Raw genomic sequence first — 25,339 nt, forward strand, 5'->3', positions numbered from 1 at the left:
TACCTCTCCTCTTATTACAATTTAAGGTAATTATAACAAATAAAAAAGACTAGAGATTATCTCTAGTCTTCTACTTCGTCTCACGATGTAACGTTACTCGCTTTAATCGCGGACAATATTTTTTTAATTCGATGCGCTCTGGATTATTTCGCTTATTTTTTTTAGAAATATAATTACGATCACCGCACTCCGTACAAGCTAGTGTAATATTTACACGCATATGTCATTCTCCTTTCTTTCAAAGATCGCAAACCAAAACGTAATGATTACGATTTATACATTATATAACTTTATTCCATTTGTCAATTATAAAAAAAGACAAAAATCTGAAACAATTAGTTCATACGAAATTCACACGAATCTATTACTATAGGAATTGTACATAGTGAATTTATTAACAATCACGTTTATTCATATAGAATCTTACTCGAAAGGAGTTGAAAGTATGAAAACTAAATATCGTTTTATGATCTCATCATTTGCCGCTTGCGCTTATATGCTTTGGTATTTAGTATAATAACAACCTCACTTGTAAATAGGAAAAGGTGTGTATATAAATGGAATATAATCAATCAACAGTTAACTACTGGAAAGCTTTTGTACTACCATATACATTTGCTTTAGAAGAGTTAAAAACTAAATTTGAAATTATGAACCGGGAAGCCCAATTTTTAGAGGATTACAACCCGTTTGAACATATAAAAACAAGATTAAAACAACCTGAAAGTATTATTAAAAAACTTGAGCGTAAAAATTTATTACCGACAATTGAAAATGCGCAGACGCATTTACAAGATATCATCGGCATTCGTATTACATGTTGCTTCGTAGAAGATATTTATCATTTAAAAGAAGTCATTCAAAAGCGTGAAGACATGGAAATCATAGAGGTAAAAGATTATATCGCTAATCCAAAGGGAAACGGCTATAAAAGTTTACACATGATTATTAAATATCCTTTATCACTGAATTCTGGTACAAAAGAAGTCTTTGCAGAAATTCAGTTACGTACGCTCGCAATGGACTTCTGGGCAAGTTTAGAACATAAACTTTACTATAAGTATGAAGGGAAAATACCTGAGTATTTAAAAGATGAACTACATGATGCAGCAATGAAAGCTGAAGACCTCGATAATAAAATGGCAACAATCCGCCAAGATATTGATGATATCGAAGCATGTTCAAATCAAATTATGTTACCACTTTAAAAAAGGTTCTCGCCAATGAGAACCTTTTTTATTTCGCTATTTACAGGCAGGAAGACGCTCTGATTAAAGTTGTACTTTATTTCTTCTCTATCGTGCGAACCTCTTCAATTTTCCAGCCATCCTCTTCTTTTCCAAGTGCATACTGTACTTTCTTCTGAAGGGTGATTTCGCCCTCTATTTCTTTTTCCTTTGTCTCAACAACAACATACCCTGCTTTACTAGCTTTCATATCTATATGTTCCAATTCAATTTTCTTATTCCCCTTTTGAAAAGCTGCTTCTTTTTGTGTTTTTAAGTCTTCAGCACTAGGCATCTTCTTTGAGAATAAGTCCATATGTTCAGCAAGATTTTTTTCATTTGTCGTCCGTACAAATGTCTCCATAACATCTTGAATCGATTTCTCTTCTTCTTTCGTTATTTGTACCTTTTCCTCAATTTTTGTAGTAGTAGATTTTTGTTCTATATGACTCTCCTTGGATTGACACCCACCTAGTAATAATGTACCTATTAGAAGGGATCCTATCCCCCTGAAAAAAGCTCTCATCTTTCCATCCCCTAAAAAGAAAAGTGAGGCATTTCGCCTCACTTTCATTTATAATTAGCGTCTTCCTTTATTCGGATCACCACCGCCAACAATATCAAAGACACGTTTAGCGATATTTGTATTCTCTTGAACGCCAGAGAACAAGTATTTACCTGGACCAAATGCATATACGTTTACATCTTCCCCTGTATGTCCACCTGTCGTCCATCCTGTAACCGAACGCTTATTGAAAATATCCTCAATCGCGTTATCAATCTTTGTTACATCTTTTGAAGGAGCAATATCATTTACCGCTTTAATTTCTTCTGGTGTTAATTGTAAATCAATATATTTTTTCAATGTTTCCTCTACATTTGCACCTTTTGCAATCTCGTTTGCCATGAAGTCTGGTGTGCGTTTTGCAGCTTTAATTGGATCTACTTTAAAGTTATACTCACCATTCGCACCTAAAGATAATCCACCAGTAGCGTGGTCTGCCGTTGCAACGACTAATGTATTTTTATCTTTTTTCGCAAATTCAATCGCTGCTTTAAATGCTTTTTCAAAGTCTTCCATTTCACTCATTGCACCCACGATATCATTATCGTGTCCAGCCCAGTCGATTTGACTTCCTTCAACCATTAAGAAGAAACCATTTTTATTTTTGTTCAAACGCTCAATTGCTGCATTTGTCATTTCTTCTAATGAAGGTGTTTTATCAGTACGGTCAATCATTTTATCTAAACCACCTGGTGCAAATAAACCTAGAATTTGATCATTTTTATCATTTAACAATTGATTACGATCTGTTACATAGCTATAACCAGATTTCTTAAATTCTTCTGTAAGATTGCGATCTTTTCTAACAAAGTTATTTACTCCGCCGCCAAGCATAACGTCTACTTTATGCTTCCCTTTAATTTTTTCATCAAAATAATCATTTGCAATTGCGTCCATATTTTTACGACTAATGTCATGCGCACCGAAAGCAGCTGGTGTTGCATGTGTAATTTCAGAAGTAGCAACAAGTCCCGTTGATTTCCCTTTTTCTTTCGCTTGTTCAAGAACAGTTTTCACTTCTGCTTTATCATTATCAACTGCAATTGCCGCATTATATGTTTTAATTCCTGCTGACATAGCTGTTGCTGCTGATGCAGAGTCTGTGATATTTTCATGTTCATCTTCCGGATATGTCTTTTGTGTTCCTACAAGATGCTTATCAAATTCTGTAGATTCCATCTCGAATGTTTTTGGATTATCTTTCATATAACGATGAGCCGTCATGTATGAAGGACCCATACCATCTCCAATTAACACAATAACATTTTTAATCTTTGCATTGCTTCCGCTCTCATCTGCATTTACTTCACTAGAACGTGTAAAATTCCATGTTGCCACCGAAGTAACTGCTAACGACGCCACAACTGCAAATGGCCATGCTTTTTTCACAAACTTTTTCACTGTCTTGTCCCCCTAATTAGGTTATTCATTTCCCACTATCAAATTTAATAGAATACTGTTAAGAGAAAATTAGTTATATGTAAATTTTTTGTTAACTTATGTAAATATCAGTTATAATTTGTATAACTTTGTCTTTTCATATCAACCATCTTCCCCTTTACAATCAAAATATAAACAAGTTGGATTTCATGTAACATAAATCTCTTATTTAACATTTTCAATCTACTTTCATGAAAATTAATAGAAACGTGGTGAACATTTATGAAAACAATACAGCTAGATAAATCTTTTATTTTTGATCTACTCGACCTTTGTAAAGCTGTTGGATGGTTACAAGATAAAACATTTATGAAAAAACAATTCGAAATGTACCTTTCTCTTGGCACACTTATCGGTTATATGCATGAAAATAAACTGATTGCAACTGGAGGAGTATTTCCTTTTAAAGATAGTTTTTCTACTATTGGTATGTTAATCGTCCATCCTAATTTTCAAGGCCAGGGCATCGGGCGTATGTTGCTTAATCGCTGCTTAGAACGCACCTACCCAAAACAACCAATTGCACTTATTGCAACAAAGGCTGGCGAGCCTCTTTATACATCGTGCGGATTTCAAACTGTCACGACGATTCATCGTTTCGAAAAACAAACTACTAAGACACATATTGCTCATACACAACAAGTGAAAGAACAAGATCTTGTCTCACTTATTTCTCTCGATCAAATTACAACTGGTGCTAATCGTTCCTTACTTTACTCATCGCTATTACCAAGAACGAGCCACTCTTTTAAAATTGAGAGAAATAACTGTATAGAAGCTTTTTCCTTATGTGTACAAAAAGGTAATATATTATGCGTCAATCCACTTATCGCAAAGCAAGAGAAGGATGCTATTCAATTATTCAAGAGAATCTGTGAAAGCTGGAGTGGCACAGTAAGGATTGATGTCCCACATTCACAATTTTCATTTCGTCAATTTCTTCAAACAGAAAATTTCCAAGAAACGCTCCTTTCACCTCTTATGATAAAAAATGGTAGCCAACTTCCTGGAAATCGTAATATGCTATTTGCTATGATAGATACAGCGTTATGTTAGAAAGGGGACACCTCATTGAAGCGATTTAGCTATTTTATGGTAGGTTGTCTTACTCTTACACTATTAGTAGGATGTAGTGCAGCAGAAAAGCCAGTAGAACAAGTAAAACAAGTTAAAAATACACTTACAGCGAAACTAGCTACCGAGGAAAAGATGGTGGAAATAGATGGTCAAACCATTTATTTTAAAAAGATCGGTAATGAAAAACCACCTTTACTTCTGATTCATGGATTTGGAGGATCTTCGGATGGTTTTCAAAAAATTTATTCAGACTTAGCGAAAGATCATACAATTATTTCTGTAGATGCTTTAGGGTTCGGGCGCTCATCTAAGCCGATGGATTTTTATTATTCTTTCCCAGCCCATGCAAATTTGTATTATAAATTAATGAAAAAATTAGGTTATGATTCGTTTGCAATACTAGGACACTCAATGGGCGGAGAAATTTCTCTTAATTTAACATATTTATACCCCGAAGCCGTTACTCACCTTATTTTAACTGATGCTACAGGCGGTCCGCATACACTCGTTAATAAACAAGGTTCACCAAAACCACAGTTGTCCACTGATTTAAATACCGTCTCTGCTATTGCAGATTATGATGAAAGTAAAGTGAAATTTAAACGTAATGATGAAGAGCATTACAATAAAATGAAATTATGGCCTAGACGTCTTCAAATCAATGCAAATGAAATGAAACAACCAACCTTAATTATATGGGGAAGAAATGATAGTAGCGTTTCTTGGAAAGAAGGAGAAACGTATCATCAATTCTTAAAAAATAGTACTTTCCATATTATCGAAAAAGGTTACCATGCACCATTTCGTCAAGAGCCACAAGAATTTGTAGGTTATGTAAAAGAATTCTTTAAGAACAATCCAATCAAAGTTGAAAAATAACATAAGCGGGTATCTCATTTTGAGATACCCGCTTTCATATATTAAGCAGCTTGCTTTTGGCGTTTTTGAGTTTTTGATCCTAGTACTTTCGGAATAACGAAACCATCTATTCCAAATTTACCAGCATTCATACTAGAGACCAGAACGAACATTGATAGGATAACCATTTCAGGGTTTACACCAATTGACCCACTAAGCATATAGGAAAAGTTCATTACAAGGCCGAAAAAGACCGCTGTTTTTGTTAAACAGCCTACAATTAAACCAATTCCAACTAAAATTTCTCCCCACGTTACAAGTGAATTAAATAGATCAACGTTTGGAATTGCGAAATCTTGTAAAAATGATGCCCACCAAGATTGAACAGCCGGTTGTGCTCCTTTAGATTTTTCAATTGCACCTTGTAAATAACCAGTTGCATCGAATCCTTTTCCTTGTAGTTTACCGATTCCAGCCATTAACCATGTGTAACCAAGATATACTCGAATTATTGCTAACACAAAAGAAACTGCTTTGTTTTCTCTTAAAAATTGAATAACCATATCTTCCTCCTAAAGTTGTAATTAAGTTAGTTACAGATAATATAATAACATTAGTTACTTATTTTTAAAATGTTAATTACGAATAATTTGTGACATGTGTATGAAACATTAAAAACTAACGTTTATATAGTAACTTTTTTTACCTGTAAAAACTTGAACATATCATACCATAGGTGATAATCATTTTCATTGAAGAAATTGTAAAAAAAATGTGAGTTAAATGTGAAACGCCTTTATTCGAATATAAAATAAAGGCGTTTTTTCTATTTATAGAATTGAAATGTACGTGTCTCCTCATCGATTAATATCGCCTCTTGAAAAGCATCTTCTATCGTTTTTTCATGGTTAATAAGCCCATAAAATAAGCGTATTGTAAACATAAGTGCCGCATTCCCATCTACATAATCTATCGATCCAATATACGATTTCGCTCCACTACGTAAAAAAGATTCTGCTAGTTTTCGATCCCCTAACGTACACCCGCTATTTACAATATGTGTATTATGCAATTTTGCATATTTATAAATTTCTGCAGCACCAAAGTATCCCCTCGGTTCATCTTGTTCATATATATCTTCACCCAACTCTTCCATAACAAACTTTCCTTCCTCACCATGAAAGCAAAAGACAACATAATTGATATCATTATATAAACCTTTTCCAGAAAGAATATCGATGAACTCTTTCGGTCTACCAATCCAGTATGTTATAACTTTTGCCCCAAAATATTCAAGTGATGCCCGGATTGATTGCGCCTCTAAATCAGAGTTAAAGCCAACTACTAGTGCAACATTCAACATATACCCTCCATCCTATCATTAAATCTCATCAATCAAACTTTTAAGGGATACCTCCATTTCATATATACCCGTTTCTTGCAAAAAGTCTGATCTAGTTAAAACGACCTTCTGTAAATATTGCCTATATGCTGTAATCGTCCCGTCGTGAGATACAATACAAATTCTTTCAGCACCTAGCTCATAACACCAAAGAAGAAATTCATCTACTATTTGCTGAAAGCTACTCTCTGAAATAATATTTATACCCTCCGTCCATAACTGCTTATTTGTGCTTTTCTCTATCAAAAAATGTGGAAATAAATTTGCTATCATTTCCTGATCTACTATGTGATCACATGGTAATGTTTTCGCTCCTTCTCGATAAGGAAAAATACGTGGGGATACATATGGATGAACAATTGTTTGACAAGATACCTTCTCACTCCATATTGTCGCCGTTTGTAAAGTTCTAATTGTAGGACTGGCAACTAATATATCCGTTTCTTGCAATGGCACATTGCATTGAAGTAATTTAGCCTGATTCCTTCCTTCATCCGTTAATGATGGATGCAATACTTGTAAAGTTGACGGCAAATCTTTTGTATGTTCACCTTCTCCATGCCGAACAAAGACGAGTTTCATACTCATCCTCCTCTCTCTATGAAATCCTTCAACATAATTCCTTCCCTATCTCATCCATTATTCCTGCTATAAGAAAAAACGATATGTAAAAAAGATTTGACACAAACAATTTGGAAATATTACAATCATATATGTAAAATACTTTTTACAAGAGAGAGGGGAATCACAAATATGAAATGGATAACTATCTTAATCGGAATGATTATATGGGGATATATAAACGGATTTTTTAGTAGTGATAAAACTGCTAATCCTTGGATTACAGATGATGAACGTGAAACAAAAATTAAACAGAAGGCAATTATTGCAAGCTGGTCTGGTGTTTTTATGTTTTGTACCATTAACCTCTTAAACAAATGGTTAGGTATAGGAACGAGCGATACATCACCTTACTTACCATCTTCTATCTCAACTATTTTAAAAGAAAATGTTGAGTTACAAATTTTATTTATGCTATTTATTACGTATGGCATATTTTACGTATACTATCGAAGAAAATTAAGCGTTTAACTTTTACCTCATGATTATCCTCCTAAATGGTTATAGTAATTAGGACGAAATGAAAGGAGCGATATAAAAATGAGTAACTCGAATGATTTTTTAGATACACTGCATGAAAAACAAGCAAAAGATGAGCAAAACAGAAAGCGTCAGGGAAACGGGAACCCCGCGAAGAAAAAGCCGAATAAAACTCATAAATAACAATAAAAAACGTGCCTAAAATCATTTTTTAGGCACGTTTTTTATTCTTCTTTCACCGAGATAACATTTTCCCAGCTCCATTTCTCATAATACCATTCTGGCACGTCTATATTTTCAATCCACTTCTTTTCCTGTTTTCCATAACTATTAGCAAGCCATACATTGGCTTTCTTACGGTCTGAACGTATCCATATTAATTGATTGCTCTTCTTCATAAAAATCGGATGATAATCACCTTGCTTATGAGGTGGCTTTGTGATTTGCTGTTGTTTATCGCTTGTACGATTGATCTCATATAAAGATGGCAGTGGCCTTTTTTCCTGCGGAGTTTCTATCCCTGCCTCTTTTGCCCGTGAAACGATAATTACTTTATCATTCTTCCATACAAAATCCCAATCGACATATCCTTTCGGCGTAAATGTGTTCTGCTGAAGTGCCGGCAGTTCTTTTACTTTTAAATGTTTATTCTCTAACGCAACTCTCCCGCTCCCTTCAATATAAGCTAATATATTGTTGGATGGCGCCCATTTGAACCATTGTGGGTTTAATAACATTTGATCTACTTTTTCAAACCGACTGCCATCTGCTCGAACTAAGCAAAGCGTATTACTATCAGCTGACCATGAAGCTGTCGGTACCGCTAAAAATGAAATCCACCTTTGATCTGGTGACCACTCAAACCCACTTGCAACTAGCGCTAGAAAATCATCATGTTCATTTGGTAATGCATACAAATGCTTCATTTTGTGAGGATTCATATGTGCATCTTGTTGCACTTCATATAGCTGGGCTCCTGTCCATCCTGTTGGAAGTATGTGTGCTTCAGAAGATACAAGAAACTTCTTTCCATCAGGGTACCATGCATAATCACCTACACCCGCTGATACATTTTCAAAATCTGTATTCTTTTTTTTGACATCAAACGTATTTAATGTATTCATAAATACAAATGCAATTATATTCTCTTTCGGTGACCATTGATAATTCGATACTTCAGATTGCGATGGCCTAACTTTCTTTCCATCTTCCAGTTGGTACAACTCCAAGGTGTTTTGCTTCTTTCCTTTAGCATAGGCAAGCCATTCTCCATCATGGGACCATTTCGGCCCTGTTATGTACTCGCCTTTTGTTATTTGTTTTTCTTTCCCATCAATTTTAATCCAAAGGTCATGATGACGAATGAAAGCAACTTTCATCTCATTATGTTCCGCTCTAGTACTAAAAACTGAAGATAGAAAAATAAACAAACCCACACTACTACTCACGATAATTTTTTTCATACGTCCCTCCATTTTTCTTATAGCATTCCTCATATTCCGCTTACTATATGCGAATTTTACTCCAGATTCATTGCACAATTGTTGTGGATTTATGCCCAGTAAGGGTGGGGCCTCCCCACACTGAATATTATCCATTCGACATAATACCAAAAAATTTCCCAAGAAATTTTTAATTCAAAGAGGATTGGTATGAATTATGTCGAAAGTATAGTTTAGCCAACATTCAATGTTATATTTCATAACAAAAATGTAAGATAACTTTTCGGAATATTGGCACTTTTTATTAGGGGGAGTTTCAATGAAAAAAACTACATCTGCACTATTAAGTATGGCGCTTGTCTTTTCTAGTTTTGGAGCTTTAAGCGCGCATGCTGAATCGCTGCAAAAAGAGAAGCAATTTAGTCCACAGTTAAAGGCAAATATTGAGCAATGGGGAGAAAACAAAATCGCGCAAAATGTTGAAACAAAAACATCAAAAGAAATTTCAGTCATTGTAGAATTACAACATGCTCCGCTTGCTTCACAAAGTAACATTCAGCATGCTCCAGATTTAAAAAATGGAAATGTGCAATCATACCATGCACAACTAAAAAAGGCACAAGAGGATACTACAAAGAAAATTAAAGAAAAAGCACCAAAAGCAAAAATAAAAGAAACGTATAGTACGTTATTTTCTGGATTCTCTATTTCTGTCCCAGGAGATCAAGTTGCTGCTCTAGCTTCTTTGCCTGAAGTAAAAGCTGTTTATCCGAACTTAACATATAAATTGCATGAAACAGCAAAAAGCGCTACTAAAGAAGAAGCGCCAAATATCGGCGGACCGACAATCGGTGCACCTGAAGCATGGAATTTAAAAGATCCATCTGGCAAACCGCTTGATGGAAAAGGTATGAAAGTCGCTATTATTGATTCTGGCGTAGACTATACACATCCTGACTTACAAGCAAATTATATCGGTGGTTATGATACTGTCGATGAGGATAACGATCCAATGGATGGCAACGTACACGGTACTCATGTAGCTGGCATTATTGCTGGTAACGGAAAAATTAAAGGCGTTGCTCCAAATGCGTCTATTCTAGCCTATCGTGTAATGAATGATAGCGGTACTGGTACGACCGAAGATATTCTTCAAGGTATTGAGCGCGCGATTCAAGATGGCGCTGACGTTTTAAATTTATCTCTCGGTCAAGATTTGAATGTTCCTGATCAACCTGTAACAATGACGTTAGAACGTGCAGCAAAGCTTGGTGTTACTGCAGTCGTTTCAAATGGAAATGATGGACCAAAACCTTGGTCTGTTGATGCTCCTGGTAACGCGAGTAGCGTCATCTCTGTTGGTGCATCTACTGTTTCTATTCCATTCCCAACATTCCAAGTAGCTGGTTCTAATAAATCTTATCAAGGATTACCATTATCAAAAGCGGACTTCCAAGTTGGAAACGATGCTCAGCTTGTCTATGTTGGCTACGGTAATTCAAGCGATTACGCTAAACAAGATGTGAAAGGTAAGTTCGCCCTTGTTTTACAAGGAACTTCGAGCACGTTAGTAAAGGCAGAACAAGCAAAGCAAGCTGGCGCTCTCGGCGTGCTATTAATTTCTAACGAAAAAGAAATTAATATTATGCCCGAATATTTTGGACGTGAAGATATAGCTCTTCCAGTTATGCAACTATCAAATATAAATGGCGAAGAGTTGAAAAATTCAATTACAAAACGAAAGAAAAATATAAAGATTGGACAACCAAATAAAACTGAACTGATTGGTAACTTCAGTTCAAGAGGGCCATCACAAGGAAGTTGGCTCATAAAACCTGATGTTGTTGCACCTGGCGTACAAATTACTAGTACTGTACCAAGAGGCGGCTATGAATCTCACAACGGAACAAGTATGGCTGCGCCACAAGTAGCAGGAGCCGTTGCCTTACTACGTCAAATGCATCCTGATTGGACGACAGAACAATTGAAATCTGCTCTTGCCAACACTGCAAAAACATTAAAGGATGTCAATGAAAATACATATCCTGTCATGGCACAAGGATCAGGTTTAATTAACATTCCGAAAGCAGCTCAAACGGATGCGTTAGTGAAACCGAACAACGTAAGCTTCGGTCTTATTAAACCGAATAGCGGCAAACTGAAACTAACACAAAATATTACGTTAGAAAATCTTTCTAACAAAAAGAAAAACTTTTCAACCCGTATTGAATTATTAGATACAAAAACAAAAATCCAGACTTCTTTCCCTTCTTCAATTAGTTTGAAACCGAATAGTAATATTAAAAAACCTTTTACTATTACTGTAGATAGCTCCTTACCACAAGGCGTATATACAGGGAATCTGTATGTAAAAGAGCAAGGGAAAACTGAAGAAATGCGTATTCCATTTACATTCAGCATCGATCCGAAAGAATACAAGCGTATTGATGGCCTTGAAATCGTTAATTCTACTTTCAGTCCAAATAATGACAACATACTAGATGACAACCTAATCAATTACTATTTAGTTACACCAGTTGAAGATATAGCGTTTCATGCCAATTTAATTACGAAAGACCGTGTGACATATCAAGGCACGGTATATCAAGGTAAAAACGAAACACCAGGTTATAAATCTTTCAAATGGAATGGTACAAGAACTGACGGATCACCGTTGCCTGATGGCTTATACCAAATCGAAGCTGTTGCTTCTAACTCTGGTGGAGAAACAAAGCAAACAGGAGCTGTGTTTGTTGACCGAACAGCACCTAAGTTAACGCACGAAGTTGATCAAGAAAACCTTATAATTAGAGGGAAAGTTGACGATATTCTACTAGATTGGATGACAGAATCCGGTTGGATTGCACCTGGTATTCCAGTGAGAATGCAATATGAGATTAACGGAAATGGTGTATGGGAGAGTGCATTCCTAAACACTTGGGAGAAAAACTACGAAATTTATTTCGATCGTAATCAATTACAACAAGGAAAGAATACAATTCATATTGTTGCAACAGATGCAGCTGGAAATACAACTAATTTAAATGTTGATTTAGAAGTAAAATAAAGTGAAACTTTAATCAGTGGGGATTTTATTCATCCCCCACTGATTATTAGCCTTCACCAATCGGGATTCACGAGTAGTTAGTCTCCCATCTAACTTCTTTACTCCCACCGAATTTTGAGGTAGGAGTTTTACCGCTCATTAACATGGGATAAAAAATTTTTATTGACAATTTTTTTAATATAGTTTTATAATACAAAACATAGTTTAGTTGAACGAATTATATATCGGCTTTGAAGGAATACTAGTAGCGACTTATATCACTGTCTCAGAGAACTGATGGTTGGTGCGAATCAGTACATATACAAGCGTGAATTACAATTCTGGAGCTTCTTTCCCGTAATGCTTTTTATGCATGAAGAGAAAGACGGATCTTTCCGTTATCGTAAAGTGAGTGGTAAACAATTAGTTGTTTACAAATAGGGTGGTACCGCGATTTTTATCGTCCCTATCGGATTTTCCGATAGGGACTTTTTTGCGTCCAACCTCTTACACAATTTCATATATACGCGTTGAAAGAATCGCAGTAGTATCTTATATCCCTGTTACAGAGAGCTAATGGTCGGTGGAAATTAGCACATATATAAGTATGAATTACAATTCTGGAGCTTCTTTTTCGTAGTGCTTTTATGCATGAAGGAAAAGACGGAATTTTTCCGTTATCATTAATTGAGATGTAAGTATATTTTCACTTACAAATAGGGTGGTACCGCGATTCTTTCGCCCCTATCGGATTTTCCGATGGGGGCTTTTTCTATTTCTCATAGAAACAGATGTTAAATAATTCCGAATCTTATGATAAAATTTTATAAGCGCTTACAAAAAATGAAAGGAGGTGATACAAGCTATACGAAATCGATATTCAATTTTATTGAAAAAAAGGAGGATGTCTAAATGACAAAGAAAACAGAAATTCCATCGCATTTAAAACCATTCGTATCCACACAACATTATGATCAATACACACCGGTGAATCACGCTGTGTGGCGTTATATTATGAGACAAAATCATAGCTTCTTAAAAGACGTTGCTCATCCAGCCTACGTGAACGGACTACAATCATCTGGTATTAATATAGATGCAATTCCAAAAGTAGAAGAAATGAATGAGTGTTTAGCACCAAGTGGATGGGGCGCTGTAACGATTGACGGACTTATTCCCGGCGTAGCATTCTTCGATTTTCAAGGACACGGATTACTACCGATCGCAACAGATATTCGGAAAGTAGAAAATATCGAGTACACACCAGCTCCAGATATCGTACACGAAGCAGCAGGACACGCACCGATTTTACTTGATCCTACATATGCAAAATATGTGAAACGTTTTGGGCAAATTGGTGCAAAAGCTTTCTCTACAAAAGAAGAACATGATGCATTTGAAACTGTTCGTACATTAACGATAGTAAAAGAAAGCCCTACTTCTACTCCTGATGAAGTTAAGGCTGCTGAAAATGCTGTAATTGAAAAACAAAACTTAGTTTCTGGTTTATCAGAAGCTGAACAAATTTCACGTCTTTTCTGGTGGACAGTAGAATATGGATTAATTGGAAATATAGATGATCCAAAAATATATGGTGCTGGCCTCCTTTCTTCTGTTGGCGAAAGCAAACATTGCTTAACTGACGCTGTAGAAAAGGTTCCATTTTCTATCGAAGCATGTACAGGGACAACTTATGACGTAACAAAAATGCAACCACAACTATTTGTTTGTGAATCATTTGAAGAGCTGACTGAAGCACTTGAGACATTTGCTGAAACGATGGCCTTTAAAACAGGTGGTAAAGAAGGTTTAGAAAAAGCAATTCGCTCTGAAAACTATGCAACTGCTGAGCTAAATAGCGGACTACAAATTACAGGTACATTTAGCGAGACAATTGAAAACGATGCAGGTGAATTAATTTACATGCGAACAAATTCGCCAACGGCATTAGCGCTTCATAATAAACAGTTAGCGAATCATTCTACTTCTGTACACAGTGATGGATTTGGAACACCGATTGGATTACTCACTGAAAATATTGCATTAGAAACTTGTACAGACGAACAACTACAATCATTAGGAATTACAATTGGAACTATCGCTGAGTTTACTTTTGCAAGTGGTATTCATGTAAAAGGAACAGTAACAGATATTGTAAAAAACAATAAGAAAATTGCTCTTATTTCCTTTATCGATTGCACAGTTACTTATAACGCCCGCGTTTTATTCGATGCCTCATGGGGCGCATTTGATATGGCTGTTGGCTCACAAATCACTTCAGTATTCCCAGGTGCCGCAGATGCAGCAGCATTTTTCCCAATGGATGAAGAAGTTCAAGAAATTCCTGCTCCACTTGTACTGAATGAAATTGAACGTATGTATCAAACAGTTCGAGATATTCGAAGTGAGGGAATCTTACACGACGCGCATATCGATCAATTAGTAGCAATTCAAGAGGTATTAAATAAATTTTATGCGAAAGAATGGTTGCTGCGCCTTGAAGTATTAGAGTTACTTTTAGAGCATAACAAAGGGCATGAAACATCGGCAACATTACTACATCAACTTTCTACTTTCACAACTGACGAAGCTGTAACACGCCTTATTAACAATGGTCTTGCGTTACTTCCGATAAAGGATGTGAAAAATGATGCTACGATTAACTGAGGAAGAAGTTCAAGAGGAATTATTGAAGGTAGATAAATGGATGGTAAAAGATGAGAAATGGATTGAACGAAAATATATGTTTTCCGACTACTTAAAAGGAGTCGAATTTGTCTCTGAAGCCGCCAAACTATCAGAAGAACATAATCACCACCCATTTATCCTTATCCAGTATAAAGCAGTCATTATTACTTTGTCATCTTGGAATGCAAAAGGTTTAACGAAACTAGATTTTGAGCTTGCAAAGCAATTTGATGAACTATTTTTACAAAACGAAAAAGCAATTATAAGAAAGTAAAAAAGAGAAGCCTTTTTTAGGCTTCTCCTTTTACTTTGAATTGGATACAATGTCCAAATGGATCCTCGACTTGCAATATTCCATCTTTGTACGTAGCAATCTTGCCAATATTTTTTAAACTTTCACATACTTGCTCTTTTTGTTTTTCATCCGCTAGTACAATTGTGAAATATTTCAAGCCAACGGAATTTGGCATTTGCGGTGGTATTCCTTCACCTTGCCACGTATTTAAACCAATATGGTGATGATAGCGACCTGCCGATACGAACAACGCGCCATTACGAGCTGGGATTGTTACTTCAAAACCAAGACCATCCACATAGAAACGTTTTGCTTCTTCTAAATCAGCTACATGGAAATGAACATGCCCCATCACAGTACCCGCTGGAAAACCATTCCATGCACTTCCTTGTTGTAATAACTCTTCACCAGCTAACGGATTGCTAACAAATGGTAGTTCTCCATTCTCATCACGCCAAACTTCTTTTTGGCGATCATGATAAATTTCAATCCCGTTTCCATCTGGATCAGCTAAATAAAGGGCTTCACTAAAGTAATGGTCGGCTCCGCCGTGCAGTGGATATACCATTTCTACAAGATGACGAAGAATATTCGCTAAATCCTGTCTACTTGGTAATAAAATTGCGTAATGATATAACCCCGTTCTCCCTCTTTGCTTTGGTATGGCTTCTTTCTTTTCTTCAATGATAAGGAGTGGTTCGTTATTTTCATTCCCAAATGTAACAACCATTTCATCTTCTTTTAGTACTTTCATACTTAGTACTTCTGTATAAAACTCTAGTGATTTCTTTATATTTGATACATATAAATGAACAACATCAAGTGTTGTGTCGGGATGAAGTTGAAAACTCATCTTGTTAGCCCCCATTTCATTTAATTCTTCTTTAACATTTTCTCTTTTAAGAAATTATCTACAAAACCGTCTGCTTTCGCAACAAATAAGTACGCACCCATTGCTAACAATGCAAGCTCTAATTCGAAGCCAGGATTTTTTCCATCTCCTAATAAACCAGCTGACCATTTTACTTTCACAATTGCGCCAACCATAACAAGTGCAAATAATAATCCAATATATCTTACTCCTAAACCTAGTATTAACAATATACCACCAACTACTTCCGCTGTTGCTACGCCGTATGCAAGTCCTCCTGGTAAACCAATGCTTGTGAACCACGCTGCAATATTGTCAATCCCCGATTGGAATTTTGTTAAACCGTGCATAAAGAATGTTACCCCTAACACGATACGAATAATTAAGTTACCGATATGTTGATTCATTTCTTTCTCTCCTTTATAGTTTTCTTATACAAAACTTTTATTTACATTACAAAACATACACTACTTTTTTTTATTCGTCAATTCATTTTCACTGGGAAAAAATATATTTTTTTTGCTATGATACAAATAGTTGTTTACAAAAAGGAGCTTGATTTTATGAATATTGGTTCTGCAATACGTGAAATTCGTCAACGTAGAGGCATAACAATCGCACAAATTTGTGAGGGAACAGGTCTTTCTAAAGGATTTATGAGTCAGGTTGAAAATAATAAAACTTCACCATCTATCTCAACTTTAGAAACGATCTCCAATTTTTTAAACGTTCCTCTTCCCTATTTATTGTTAGAACAAAAAGATCGGTTGAAAGTTGTCAAAAAGGTAGAGCGTAAATACAGTGTATACGGAAAAGATGAACAAAGAATTGAACATGTTGCGGAGCAAGGTGGCCTCCGACTCAATCTCGTAGAAATTCCTGCTGGGTTTCCGAAAGAAAACTCACCAAATGCCCATGAGGGGGAAGAGTGTCACCTTGTATTACGCGGAAAACTAGAAGTTCAACATGGAGAAGATATTGCAATTGTAGAAGAAGGTGATTCTTTCTCTTGGAATGCATGTGTTCCTCATATCGTGCGTAATATAGGGGAAGAAACGGCATTATTACTCATCTCTAGTCATGCAGAAAATCGAAAACGTGTTTATTAACTAAAAAAGAAGCCTGTAAATTAGGCTTCTTTTTTATCCCCTTATAACTCCATAGCTTGTCCCAACTAGTACAGTCTTTTCGTGTTGATTGCGATAAACTGACTCGATTGAAACCTTTTTGTATCCTTCCATCTGTTCAACATTTGTTAAAGTCAATTCACAAGTGATCGTATCCCCTGTAAAAACCGGTCTAATAAACTCACTTACTAATTCTCTTGCTATGTAATGTAATTCTTCGCCTACTTTCGTTCCAATACTAGCAGTCAATAAACCATGAACCATTAAACGTCCATTTTCATCATATTCCATATGATGCCTGCCTTTATCTCCTGTAATATTTGCAAATTCAAAAACCTCTTCCTCAGTAAATCTTCTTTCGTATTTAAATACATCCCCAACTTTTATACTCATTTGTATCCCCCTAATAATAAACAGAATTTTCTTTTATTTTATCATAAAAGGAGTCTCAGTTCAGTTTATATTATTAAAATAGCGATCCTTTTTCTACATTACCTTACTTTTATCGGTGCCCATCTTTTTTTGCTGCTTGATACCCGTAGTACGCACATGTTCCATTTCTTGATAACTCCCTCACCTCAAAGCCACAACTTCTATAAAAATCAAAATTACTAGCCGATGTATGCGCAAACCAATCGCCATGTGGCAGCTTTTGCAAACAAAGAGCGACAAGTTTCTTACCTAATCCCTTCCCTCTATATTCACATTTCACAACTAAATTTACTATGTTCGCGACCATAATTCCATCAGAAATGACTCTAACCATTGCAATCATCTCTTCTTCATCCCAAATTGTGAATGCCCATGTTGAATTTTCAAATGCTATCGTGAATTTTTCAATTTGCCAGGAAGGGATATCATCATTGCTCCAACCGGCATCTTCGAATAAAGTTTTAATTGCATATGCAGGTACACCATTCGTTCCCTCACGAATAATAAGTCCATTATGATAAATATACATGTAATCCCCCCTTTATTTTTATATACCATTCTTCAAAAGATGCAATTTACCCTTTTTCATCCAACGCGCTTAATAGAATAAACGAGAACATCCATACCATGAAATGAAGTTGTTTTCTCATAACTAAGTCCTGTTTTTCTAGCAACAAAGATGGAGGCCGGGTGGTCCGGATTAATAAGAGAAATTAGTTTATTCATTCGTAACGCTTGGAAGCCATAGTCTCGAAACGCTGCCGCTGCTTCTTTCGCATACCCTTTTCCCCAATACTGAGGCAGTAACCAATACCCAATTTCAATTTCCTCTTTTCCATCTATCTGCTGCTTTACTAATCCTGCATGACCAATTCGTATTCCTGTTTCCTTTTCAATCAATACAAATAAACCAAGGCCGTTTTTATAGCTAGGAATCACCCACTCCTCCAAACTTTTTTTACATTGCATATATGTTTTTAACGTCCCATTTCCAATATAGCGCATTACCTTCTCATTTCCCCATAGTGAAGCGTAGAACTGTAAATCATCCATTGTATATTTACGAATTTGTAAACGATCTGTATGAAACATCTCTGCACTCCTTCCCACTCATTTGTGCTTAACTACACGACCATGTTTTGAATATATACTAAATGTTACTGTCTATTATAAAGGAACTAACAACAAAATACAGAATATTCAATTTCAAAAGAATTAAAAAAAGGCAGTAGACAAATATTGTCTACTGCATCCATATCATAACTAGCATAAAGAAAACTACAATTGAGGGGGGTGTAGGATTTTCAAATATACTAGATACTTATCCCGTTCTAACGGGCGGTAAACTTTTCAATTATATGAAAGTGAAAAGTTTACCGCACATAAGAACCTTTGCGGTCATTAAGAGAGTACCGTTAAGTACTCAAATACACGCTCCGCTTTTTCTCCACCCATTCGTGCATGTTGAAGAAGGGAAATACCATGTGGACCCGATGCACGCAATGCCTCTGGTTGTGCCACTAAAATAGCTTGTACGACTTCTAATTCTCCAAGCATCGCGGCTGCGAAAATATCCATTCGAGCACCCTTTTCTAGTAAATAGAGAGCAATATCTTTACGACCTACATGTGCCGCTGCTCCTAACGCACTTTCCCAATCTGATCCGCCCCAATTGTAAGAGGCATGAAGTAAGCTTGGTGATTCAGCCAACAGTTCTTGTACTTTTTCTAAATCTCCGTGAGCTGCCATAACAAATTCTCTTACTAACTCAGTGGTAATACGTTCTTCTGTTCGCATCGCGCTTCTCTCCTTTTAGAAATTCTTTTCGGTGTAAAAAATGGCTTGTCGCTTCCTTGAAAAATATCTACCTCAATGCCGAACACACGTTGAAACATTTCATGACATAACACTTCTTCTGGTATACCGTCATACTGAAGCTGCCCTCGCTTTAATACGAGTAAACGATCACTATATTGAGCCGCTTGGTTAATATCATGTAAAACCATTACAATTGTCATGCCAAACTCCTCGTTTAACCGTTTCACAAGTTCCATCACTTCCAATTGGTGAACGATATCCAAAAAAGTTGTTGGCTCATCTAATAATAAGACATTTGTACGTTGTGCTAGCGTCATTGCAATCCAGGCACGTTGTCTTTCTCCTCCTGATAAAGATTGTAAAAGACGATATTCATACCCTCCAAGATTTGTAACTGACAATGCCCAATCAACAATTTTTTCATCTTCTTTATTTAAGCGACTGCTCCATGATTTATGAGGGCCTCTTCCAAATTCGATTAATTCTTTCACTGTTAAATCTAATTGATGATCATGCATTTGTGGTAACATCGCTAATTGCTTCGCTACATCGGCACTTTTCATCGTATGAATATTTTTTCCATCTAGAATGATATCCCCTTCGCTTTGTTTAAGTAGTCTTGCCACTAAACGAAGCAAAGTAGATTTTCCAGATCCATTCGGCCCAATTAAACTAACGACCTCTCCAGCTTTAATATGTACATTCATATTTTGCATTTGAAATCTTTCAGAATGTGCGTAAAACACTTTATTAACGGAAATCACGTTGTTTTCCTCCTCTATGAATTAAATATAAGAAGAACGGACCGCCTAAGAAGGATAATAAAATACCAACAGGCAATTCAATTGGATCGAACCAACTTCGAGCTATCGCATCCGCGAAAACAAGTAATATCCCTCCGCCAAGACATGATAATGGCAATAAATATTTATAATCATTTCCAACTAATAAACGTAACATATGTGGTACGACAAGACCGACAAATCCAATAAGACCAGAAACACTAACCGCAATTCCAGCTAATAATGTACTTACGACTATTAAATAAAACCGGCTTCTCTCTACGTTATGGCCTAATAATTTCGCCATTTCATCTCCAAGCATTAACACTCGAATATGTTTAATACCAAAGAAGGCTAATATAATAGCAAATATTGCATAATAAATAATCATGTTTAAATGTGCCCAACTTACCCCACCAATGCCACCTGCTAACCATGGCAACACAGATTGTACTTTATCACTATGTAATAACATTAACGCTGACGTGGCTGCACCAATTAATGCATTGATTGACACACCTACTAAGACAATCCTTGAAGGCGGTGCCCCCCTTTGCCATGATAAAGCATAAATGACCATCGCCGTTATGAAAGCTCCTAAAAACGCTCCGAGCGGTAAAAAAGCCATATGCTGAGGAAATAAAATCATAATTACAATTGCTACAAGGCCTGCTCCAGATGAAACCCCGATTATACCAGGATCTGCAAGAGGGTTTCTCATAACCCCTTGCAGCAGGGCACCAGATGCTGCTAAGCATGTTCCTACTATAAATCCAACGAGCACTCTCGGTATACGAAGATCCCATACAATTCGATGAACTGTCGAATCTTCATCTTGTATCCCTATCAGAATATCTCGTAATGAAAAGGATAAACTTCCTGCGAAAAGGCCGTAGAAAAGACCTAAAATCGTTAATACTACTAAAGTAACTGCTATTATCCATCTTTTTTTCGCAAAAGGATGTTCCTTTTCCCTTACTACTTCACTACTTTCCATACGTATCATTTCCTTACATCTTGTATACTTTTATACATAAAGTCCATCGCTTCTGTAACTTTTGTTCCCGGATTTGATCCAAATAAGTCGGGTGGCAAAATCACTACACGATTTTGTTTTACTGCATCTAAATTTTTCCACGCTTCATTTTTCATCATTTCGCCTTCAAATGCTTTTTTAACGCTACTTGGATCTCCATGTGTAATTAAATAAATCACATCTGGATTTGCCTCAATTATACGTTCTACACTTAACTGCGCATATTGCGGATATTCCTTCATTTCCGGAAATTCCGCTGCAATATTTTTCCCGCCTGTTTTTTCTAAAATATCACCTGATAAAGATGTTGGTAATGCTGCTAAATAAGTACCTGGTGCTCCATACACTAGCAATGCTTTCACATCACTTTTTTTCTCATATGTCTTCATTTGATCATTAATTTTTTTGTTAAGTTCTTTTGCTTTATCTTCTTTCTTCATAATCGTTCCGTATAGTTCAATATTCTTTTGAATATCTTGTACAGAATTCGCAGAAGAAATCATTACTTTCGTTCCTTGTCCTTCAACTGTTGGAACATTCTTTTGGAACCCATTATTAGCAATAAGTACATCCGGCTTTAAGCTAGCAATTTGCTCAAAATTAGGCTGATGCGCATTCCCGATTACTTGTACTTTCTTTATATCCTCTGGAAGAGTTATTTTTGCATCCGGACGACCTACTATTTTTCCGCCTAACTCATGAATAATATTCATGTCTCCCATACTTAATGTTGCAAAACTCTCTGGCACTTTATCGAATGTTACTTTTCTTCCTGACAGGTCGGTAACTTCGATTTTCTCTTTTCCTTTTTCTGTTTTTGTTGCCGATGCTTTTTCGTTTTCCTTTGCATTGCAACCTATTAACAAGAAAAAAATAGATAAAATCGCTGTGAATAGCGTAATAGATTTTTTCATTCTTCCACCTCTAACTGATAATGATAATCATTAACTACTATTCTACTTTAATTGATAAGGATTATCATTGTCAATATAAAACGCATACATTTTCTAGAAAAAACAAAAAGCATTACAAAAAAGATTCCTTCTTTTTTGTAATGCTCTATTTATCAATATTATTCACATTCATTTCCCTCTAACTCGTCTCGCATCACTTTTACACGCTGGAAGAAAAAGAAGGATAAACTTAAAAATATAACGATGCTCCCCATCATAACAAAAGATTGTATTGCTTCTTTTGCTCCATTCGGAATCAACAAGCCGACCATTAACAATGTACTTACAGCGAGAAGGATTTGTCCGAACCGAGTATAATCTGCTATTTTTTCTTGCAATTCTTTCATCATATTCTCACTCCTCCATTTCACTGTATCATATTCTATTACACTTAAAGACAAGTAAATACAGACATTCTGGGAGATGTTTTCCAAATGAAAAAGAGCCGCTTTATCGCGACTCTTTTATAAGCATTACTCCCCTTTATATGCTTCCATATAAATTTCTTTCAGCTCTGAAATAAGAGGTAATTTGGGATTAGCTGTTGTACATTGATCTTCAAAAGCTCTTTCTGCTAATAATCCAACAACCTCTTCAAACTGCTCTTTAGCAACTCCTTGTCCCGCAATACTCATATTAATATTTAAACTTTTTCCAAGTTCAATAATTGCTTGGACGAGTGATTCCACGCCTTCCGCTGTTGAGCTCGCTGGAAGCCCGAGCATTCTCGCAATATGTGCATAGCGTTCATCAGCTACAAAGTACTCATATTTTGGGAACAATGCGTGTTTTCTTGGCTTAATAGCATTATAGCGAACTACGTGCGGCATAAGAATTGCATTCGCACGCCCATGCGGAATATGAAATTCTGGTCCAATTTTATGTGCTAAGCTGTGGTTAATACCTAGGAAAGCATTTGCAAATGCCATCCCTGCGATTGCAGAAGCATTATGCATTTTTTCTCGTGCTTCTTCGTCATTTCCATCTTTAAATGCTCTTGGTAAATATTTAAATACGAGATCAATGGCCTTTAATGCTAATCCATCTGTATAGTCATTTGCTAGAACAGACACATACGCCTCGATTGCATGCGTTAATACATCCATACCAGTGTCTGCTGTTACATGTGGTGGCACTGTCATTACAAACTGTGGATCAACAATTGCTACATCCGGTGTTAATTCATAATCTGCGAGTGGATACTTTATATTATTTTTCTTATCTGTAATAACCGCGAATGGTGTCACTTCTGATCCTGTTCCTGATGTTGTTGGAATAGCAACAAACTGTGCCTTACTCCCTAATTCCGGATATTTACATGTACGTTTTCTTATATCTAAAAACTTCTGTTTAATTCCATAGAATGTTGTTTCTGGGTGCTCATAGAAAAGCCACATCCCTTTCGCTGCATCCATCGCTGAACCACCACCAAGTGCAATAATTACATCTGGCTTAAAACTTCTCATCATTTCCGCACCTTTAAAGACAGTTTCATCTGATGGATCTGGCTCGACCTCAAAGAAAACTTCAACTTTTACATCATTTGCATGTTTACGTAAATAATGCGTAACCGTATCTACATATCCATGCTCAACCATTCCTGGATCCGTTACAATAAATGCACGTGAAATGTTAGGCATATTTGCTAAATATGCTGTCGCATGTTTTTCAAAATAAATTTTTGGTGGCAATTTGAACCACTGCATATTCTTTTTTCTATTTGCCAACCTTTTTATATTTAATAAATGCGTCGCTGTTACGTTTTGAGAAACTGAGTTTTTCCCATACGAACCGCAACCAAGCGTAAGTGATGGAATAAATCCATTATATATGTCACCGATTCCACCTTGTGATGAAGGGGCGTTTACAATAAGACGGCACGCTTTCATACGTAATCCAAATTGCTTTTGTACTTCTTTACTTGTAGAATGAATGACTGCTGAATGTCCTAGGCCACCAAGGTCTAACATGTCTTCGCAATATATAAATCCCTCTTCTAGTGAATTTGCTTTTACACAAGCTAATACTGGACTCAGTTTCTCACGAGATAGCGGATATGCTGCTCCGATACCTTGTATTTCCGCTACAAGCATTTTTGTATTTTCAGGAACAGTAATTCCAACTAATGCGGCAATGTACTGTGCGGATTTCCCTACAATATCACTATTTACTGCACATGTATTTTCATTAATAACAAGCTTTTCTAATTTTCTTCTCTCTTCTTCTGTTACAAAGTAACAATTGTTTGCAATCATTTCTGTTTTCACATCATCATAAATTTCCTTGTCTACAATGATTGCTTGTTCTGATGCACAAATCATACCGTTATCAAATGTTTTTGATAAAATTAAATCATTAACAGCTCGTTTTATGTGCGCTGATTTCTCTATATAGCATGGTACATTACCAGGACCTACGCCTAGCGCTGGTTTTCCAGTAGAATAAGCTGATTTCACCATACCTGCTCCTCCAGTTGCCAAAACAAGCGCAACACCTTCATGGTTCATTAATTGTTTCGTTGCTTCGACAGAAGGTTTTTCAATCCACTGAATACAATGTTTTGGTGCACCGGCCTTCACCGCTGCATCGTATACTGTTTTCGCCGCTGCAATGGAACAGTTTTGTGCTGAAGGATGAAATGCGAAAATAATTGGATTTCTCGTTTTTATCGCGATTAACGCTTTAAACATTGTTGTCGACGTTGGATTCGTTACTGGCGTTACCCCAGCTACTACACCGACAGGTTCCGCAATTTCTATAATTTCTTCATGAGGATCTTCATGAATAATCCCTACTGTTTTATCTTTTTTTATGCTATGCCAAATATATTCAGTAGCAAAAATATTTTTAATACATTTATCTTCATATACACCACGACCCGTTTCTTCAACAGCCAACTTCGCAAGCGGCATATGTTGATCAACACCTGCTAATGCCATTTCATGAACAATGTTGTCAATTTGCTCTTGTGTAAAACTTTCTAATGCTTGTAAGGCCTTTTGACCGTTATTCACTAACGTATCAATCATCTCTTTTACTTCCTGCATTTCATTTACAACTTTCTCTTTGACTACCATGTAAATTCCTCCTATTCTGCTACCGTGGACTAAATAAGACCCTGCAGGTCATAATAAGTCCCGATTAGCGCAAAAAAAATAGAGTTGCTTTCCTACATGAACC

The 25,339-nt window shown here is 36.2% G+C and carries 27 protein-coding genes and 2 other annotated features; of the genes, 9 read left to right on the forward strand and 18 right to left on the reverse strand.

The window, feature by feature from the left end:
• Nucleotides 1–70 precede the first annotated feature (70 nt).
• Nucleotides 71–220 carry a 50S ribosomal protein L33 gene (gene rpmG, locus FOT98_RS05170; protein ID WP_001265617.1) on the reverse strand — a complete coding sequence of 50 codons (150 nt, stop codon included), beginning with the start codon at nucleotides 218–220 and terminating at the stop codon, nucleotides 71–73.
• 337 nt (nucleotides 221–557) lie between these two features.
• Between rpmG and FOT98_RS05175 the strand changes: the two genes are divergently transcribed.
• The gene (locus FOT98_RS05175) at nucleotides 558–1,208 is read left to right on the forward strand and encodes a GTP pyrophosphokinase (protein ID WP_001978618.1); all 651 of its coding nucleotides are present in this window, start codon (nucleotides 558–560) and stop codon (nucleotides 1,206–1,208) included.
• Nucleotides 1,209–1,284: 76 nt separating this feature from the next.
• On the opposite strand, the gene FOT98_RS05180 is transcribed toward FOT98_RS05175, so the two are convergent.
• Nucleotides 1,285–1,752, reverse strand: a complete 468-nt coding sequence (locus FOT98_RS05180; RefSeq protein ID WP_063260775.1) for a hypothetical protein — start codon at nucleotides 1,750–1,752, stop codon at nucleotides 1,285–1,287.
• 54 nt (nucleotides 1,753–1,806) lie between these two features.
• On the reverse strand, nucleotides 1,807–3,192 hold the full coding sequence (locus FOT98_RS05185) for an alkaline phosphatase (RefSeq protein WP_000714923.1): 1,386 nt from the start codon (nucleotides 3,190–3,192) through the stop codon (nucleotides 1,807–1,809).
• A 261-nt stretch (nucleotides 3,193–3,453) separates the two neighbouring features.
• Between FOT98_RS05185 and FOT98_RS05190 the strand changes: the two genes are divergently transcribed.
• The gene (locus FOT98_RS05190; protein ID WP_063260774.1) at nucleotides 3,454–4,287 is read left to right on the forward strand and encodes a GNAT family N-acetyltransferase; all 834 of its coding nucleotides are present in this window, start codon (nucleotides 3,454–3,456) and stop codon (nucleotides 4,285–4,287) included.
• A gap of 15 nt (nucleotides 4,288–4,302) precedes the next feature.
• On the forward strand, nucleotides 4,303–5,187 hold the full coding sequence (locus FOT98_RS05195; protein WP_061677262.1) for an alpha/beta fold hydrolase: 885 nt from the start codon (nucleotides 4,303–4,305) through the stop codon (nucleotides 5,185–5,187).
• Nucleotides 5,188–5,228: 41 nt separating this feature from the next.
• Here FOT98_RS05195 and FOT98_RS05200 read toward each other — a convergent pair whose 3' ends face one another.
• The 3 genes from FOT98_RS05200 to FOT98_RS05210 form a co-directional block, all read right to left on the reverse strand.
• Nucleotides 5,229–5,729, reverse strand: a complete 501-nt coding sequence (locus FOT98_RS05200) for a DoxX family protein (RefSeq protein WP_063260773.1) — start codon at nucleotides 5,727–5,729, stop codon at nucleotides 5,229–5,231.
• A 263-nt stretch (nucleotides 5,730–5,992) separates the two neighbouring features.
• Nucleotides 5,993–6,529 (reverse strand): hypothetical protein, encoded by a 537-nt coding sequence (locus FOT98_RS05205; protein WP_061677258.1) that lies wholly within the window; start codon nucleotides 6,527–6,529, stop codon nucleotides 5,993–5,995.
• 18 nt (nucleotides 6,530–6,547) lie between these two features.
• The gene (locus FOT98_RS05210; protein WP_061677256.1) at nucleotides 6,548–7,150 is read right to left on the reverse strand and encodes a phosphoglycerate mutase family protein; all 603 of its coding nucleotides are present in this window, start codon (nucleotides 7,148–7,150) and stop codon (nucleotides 6,548–6,550) included.
• Nucleotides 7,151–7,321: 171 nt separating this feature from the next.
• On the opposite strand from FOT98_RS05210, the gene FOT98_RS05215 reads away from it, so the two are divergent.
• Together FOT98_RS05215 and FOT98_RS05220 are read left to right on the forward strand one after the other, a co-directional pair.
• Nucleotides 7,322–7,660 carry a hypothetical protein gene (locus FOT98_RS05215; RefSeq protein WP_063260772.1) on the forward strand — a complete coding sequence of 113 codons (339 nt, stop codon included), beginning with the start codon at nucleotides 7,322–7,324 and terminating at the stop codon, nucleotides 7,658–7,660.
• A 69-nt stretch (nucleotides 7,661–7,729) separates the two neighbouring features.
• Nucleotides 7,730–7,852 (forward strand): DUF4023 domain-containing protein, encoded by a 123-nt coding sequence (locus tag FOT98_RS05220; protein ID WP_000071861.1) that lies wholly within the window; start codon nucleotides 7,730–7,732, stop codon nucleotides 7,850–7,852.
• Between the two features lie 41 nt (nucleotides 7,853–7,893).
• On the opposite strand, the gene FOT98_RS05225 is transcribed toward FOT98_RS05220, so the two are convergent.
• On the reverse strand, nucleotides 7,894–9,132 hold the full coding sequence (locus FOT98_RS05225; protein WP_063260771.1) for an eIF2A-related protein: 1,239 nt from the start codon (nucleotides 9,130–9,132) through the stop codon (nucleotides 7,894–7,896).
• Nucleotides 9,133–9,430: 298 nt separating this feature from the next.
• Here FOT98_RS05225 and FOT98_RS05230 point away from each other — a divergent pair, with 298 nt between their 5' ends.
• The 3 genes from FOT98_RS05230 (at nucleotide 9,431) to FOT98_RS05240 (ending at nucleotide 15,119) form a co-directional block, all read left to right on the forward strand.
• Nucleotides 9,431–12,178, forward strand: coding sequence for a S8 family serine peptidase (locus tag FOT98_RS05230; protein ID WP_063260770.1), 2,748 nt, complete (start codon nucleotides 9,431–9,433; stop codon nucleotides 12,176–12,178).
• A gap of 221 nt (nucleotides 12,179–12,399) precedes the next feature.
• Nucleotides 12,400–12,628 (forward strand) — a binding site (T-box leader).
• A 50-nt stretch (nucleotides 12,629–12,678) separates the two neighbouring features.
• Nucleotides 12,679–12,906, forward strand: a binding site (T-box leader).
• A gap of 163 nt (nucleotides 12,907–13,069) precedes the next feature.
• On the forward strand, nucleotides 13,070–14,824 hold the full coding sequence (locus FOT98_RS05235) for an aromatic amino acid hydroxylase (protein ID WP_063260769.1): 1,755 nt from the start codon (nucleotides 13,070–13,072) through the stop codon (nucleotides 14,822–14,824).
• On the forward strand, nucleotides 14,805–15,119 hold the full coding sequence (locus tag FOT98_RS05240) for a 4a-hydroxytetrahydrobiopterin dehydratase (protein ID WP_016086202.1): 315 nt from the start codon (nucleotides 14,805–14,807) through the stop codon (nucleotides 15,117–15,119). Before FOT98_RS05235 ends, FOT98_RS05240 begins: the two co-directional genes overlap by 20 nt.
• A gap of 16 nt (nucleotides 15,120–15,135) precedes the next feature.
• Here FOT98_RS05240 and FOT98_RS05245 read toward each other — a convergent pair whose 3' ends face one another.
• Together FOT98_RS05245 and FOT98_RS05250 are read right to left on the reverse strand one after the other, a co-directional pair.
• Nucleotides 15,136–15,993 (reverse strand): VOC family protein, encoded by an 858-nt coding sequence (locus FOT98_RS05245; RefSeq protein WP_063260768.1) that lies wholly within the window; start codon nucleotides 15,991–15,993, stop codon nucleotides 15,136–15,138.
• A gap of 20 nt (nucleotides 15,994–16,013) precedes the next feature.
• Nucleotides 16,014–16,418, reverse strand: coding sequence for a DoxX family protein (locus tag FOT98_RS05250; RefSeq protein ID WP_063260767.1), 405 nt, complete (start codon nucleotides 16,416–16,418; stop codon nucleotides 16,014–16,016).
• A 156-nt stretch (nucleotides 16,419–16,574) separates the two neighbouring features.
• Here FOT98_RS05250 and FOT98_RS05255 point away from each other — a divergent pair, with 156 nt between their 5' ends.
• On the forward strand, nucleotides 16,575–17,120 hold the full coding sequence (locus FOT98_RS05255; protein WP_001020698.1) for a helix-turn-helix domain-containing protein: 546 nt from the start codon (nucleotides 16,575–16,577) through the stop codon (nucleotides 17,118–17,120).
• 33 nt (nucleotides 17,121–17,153) lie between these two features.
• Here FOT98_RS05255 and FOT98_RS05260 read toward each other — a convergent pair whose 3' ends face one another.
• The 9 genes from FOT98_RS05260 to adhE all read right to left on the reverse strand — a co-directional run bounded on the left by FOT98_RS05260 (nucleotide 17,154) and on the right by adhE (nucleotide 25,236).
• Nucleotides 17,154–17,531: a hotdog family protein gene (locus FOT98_RS05260; RefSeq protein ID WP_000025011.1), complete on the reverse strand. Its 378-nt coding sequence runs from the start codon at nucleotides 17,529–17,531 to the stop codon at nucleotides 17,154–17,156.
• 109 nt (nucleotides 17,532–17,640) lie between these two features.
• Entirely contained in the window at nucleotides 17,641–18,099 is a 459-nt protein-coding gene (locus FOT98_RS05265) for a GNAT family N-acetyltransferase (RefSeq protein WP_061677234.1), read from the reverse strand.
• 56 nt (nucleotides 18,100–18,155) lie between these two features.
• Complete coding sequence (locus tag FOT98_RS05270; RefSeq protein WP_000469127.1) at nucleotides 18,156–18,662, reverse strand: GNAT family N-acetyltransferase; 507 nt, start codon at nucleotides 18,660–18,662, stop codon at nucleotides 18,156–18,158.
• Between the two features lie 309 nt (nucleotides 18,663–18,971).
• Nucleotides 18,972–19,367, reverse strand: coding sequence for an ankyrin repeat domain-containing protein (locus FOT98_RS05275; RefSeq protein WP_063260766.1), 396 nt, complete (start codon nucleotides 19,365–19,367; stop codon nucleotides 18,972–18,974).
• Entirely contained in the window at nucleotides 19,334–20,152 is an 819-nt protein-coding gene (locus FOT98_RS05280; RefSeq protein WP_063260765.1) for an ABC transporter ATP-binding protein, read from the reverse strand. Before FOT98_RS05280 ends, FOT98_RS05275 begins: the two co-directional genes overlap by 34 nt.
• Nucleotides 20,139–21,167, reverse strand: a complete 1,029-nt coding sequence (locus FOT98_RS05285) for a FecCD family ABC transporter permease (RefSeq protein WP_063260911.1) — start codon at nucleotides 21,165–21,167, stop codon at nucleotides 20,139–20,141. The genes FOT98_RS05280 and FOT98_RS05285 overlap by 14 nt, the downstream gene beginning before the upstream one ends.
• 5 nt (nucleotides 21,168–21,172) lie before the next feature.
• The gene (locus FOT98_RS05290; protein WP_063260764.1) at nucleotides 21,173–22,120 is read right to left on the reverse strand and encodes an ABC transporter substrate-binding protein; all 948 of its coding nucleotides are present in this window, start codon (nucleotides 22,118–22,120) and stop codon (nucleotides 21,173–21,175) included.
• A gap of 158 nt (nucleotides 22,121–22,278) precedes the next feature.
• On the reverse strand, nucleotides 22,279–22,506 hold the full coding sequence (locus tag FOT98_RS05300) for a YrhC family protein (protein ID WP_033656403.1): 228 nt from the start codon (nucleotides 22,504–22,506) through the stop codon (nucleotides 22,279–22,281).
• A 126-nt stretch (nucleotides 22,507–22,632) separates the two neighbouring features.
• Complete coding sequence (gene adhE / locus FOT98_RS05305) at nucleotides 22,633–25,236, reverse strand: bifunctional acetaldehyde-CoA/alcohol dehydrogenase (protein ID WP_063260763.1); 2,604 nt, start codon at nucleotides 25,234–25,236, stop codon at nucleotides 22,633–22,635.
• Nucleotides 25,237–25,339 lie beyond the last annotated feature (103 nt).

Origin of the sequence: Bacillus sp. HY001 (assembly GCF_007558965.1) — a bacterium.
Taxonomy (GTDB): domain Bacteria; phylum Bacillota; class Bacilli; order Bacillales; family Bacillaceae_G; genus Bacillus_A; species Bacillus_A mobilis.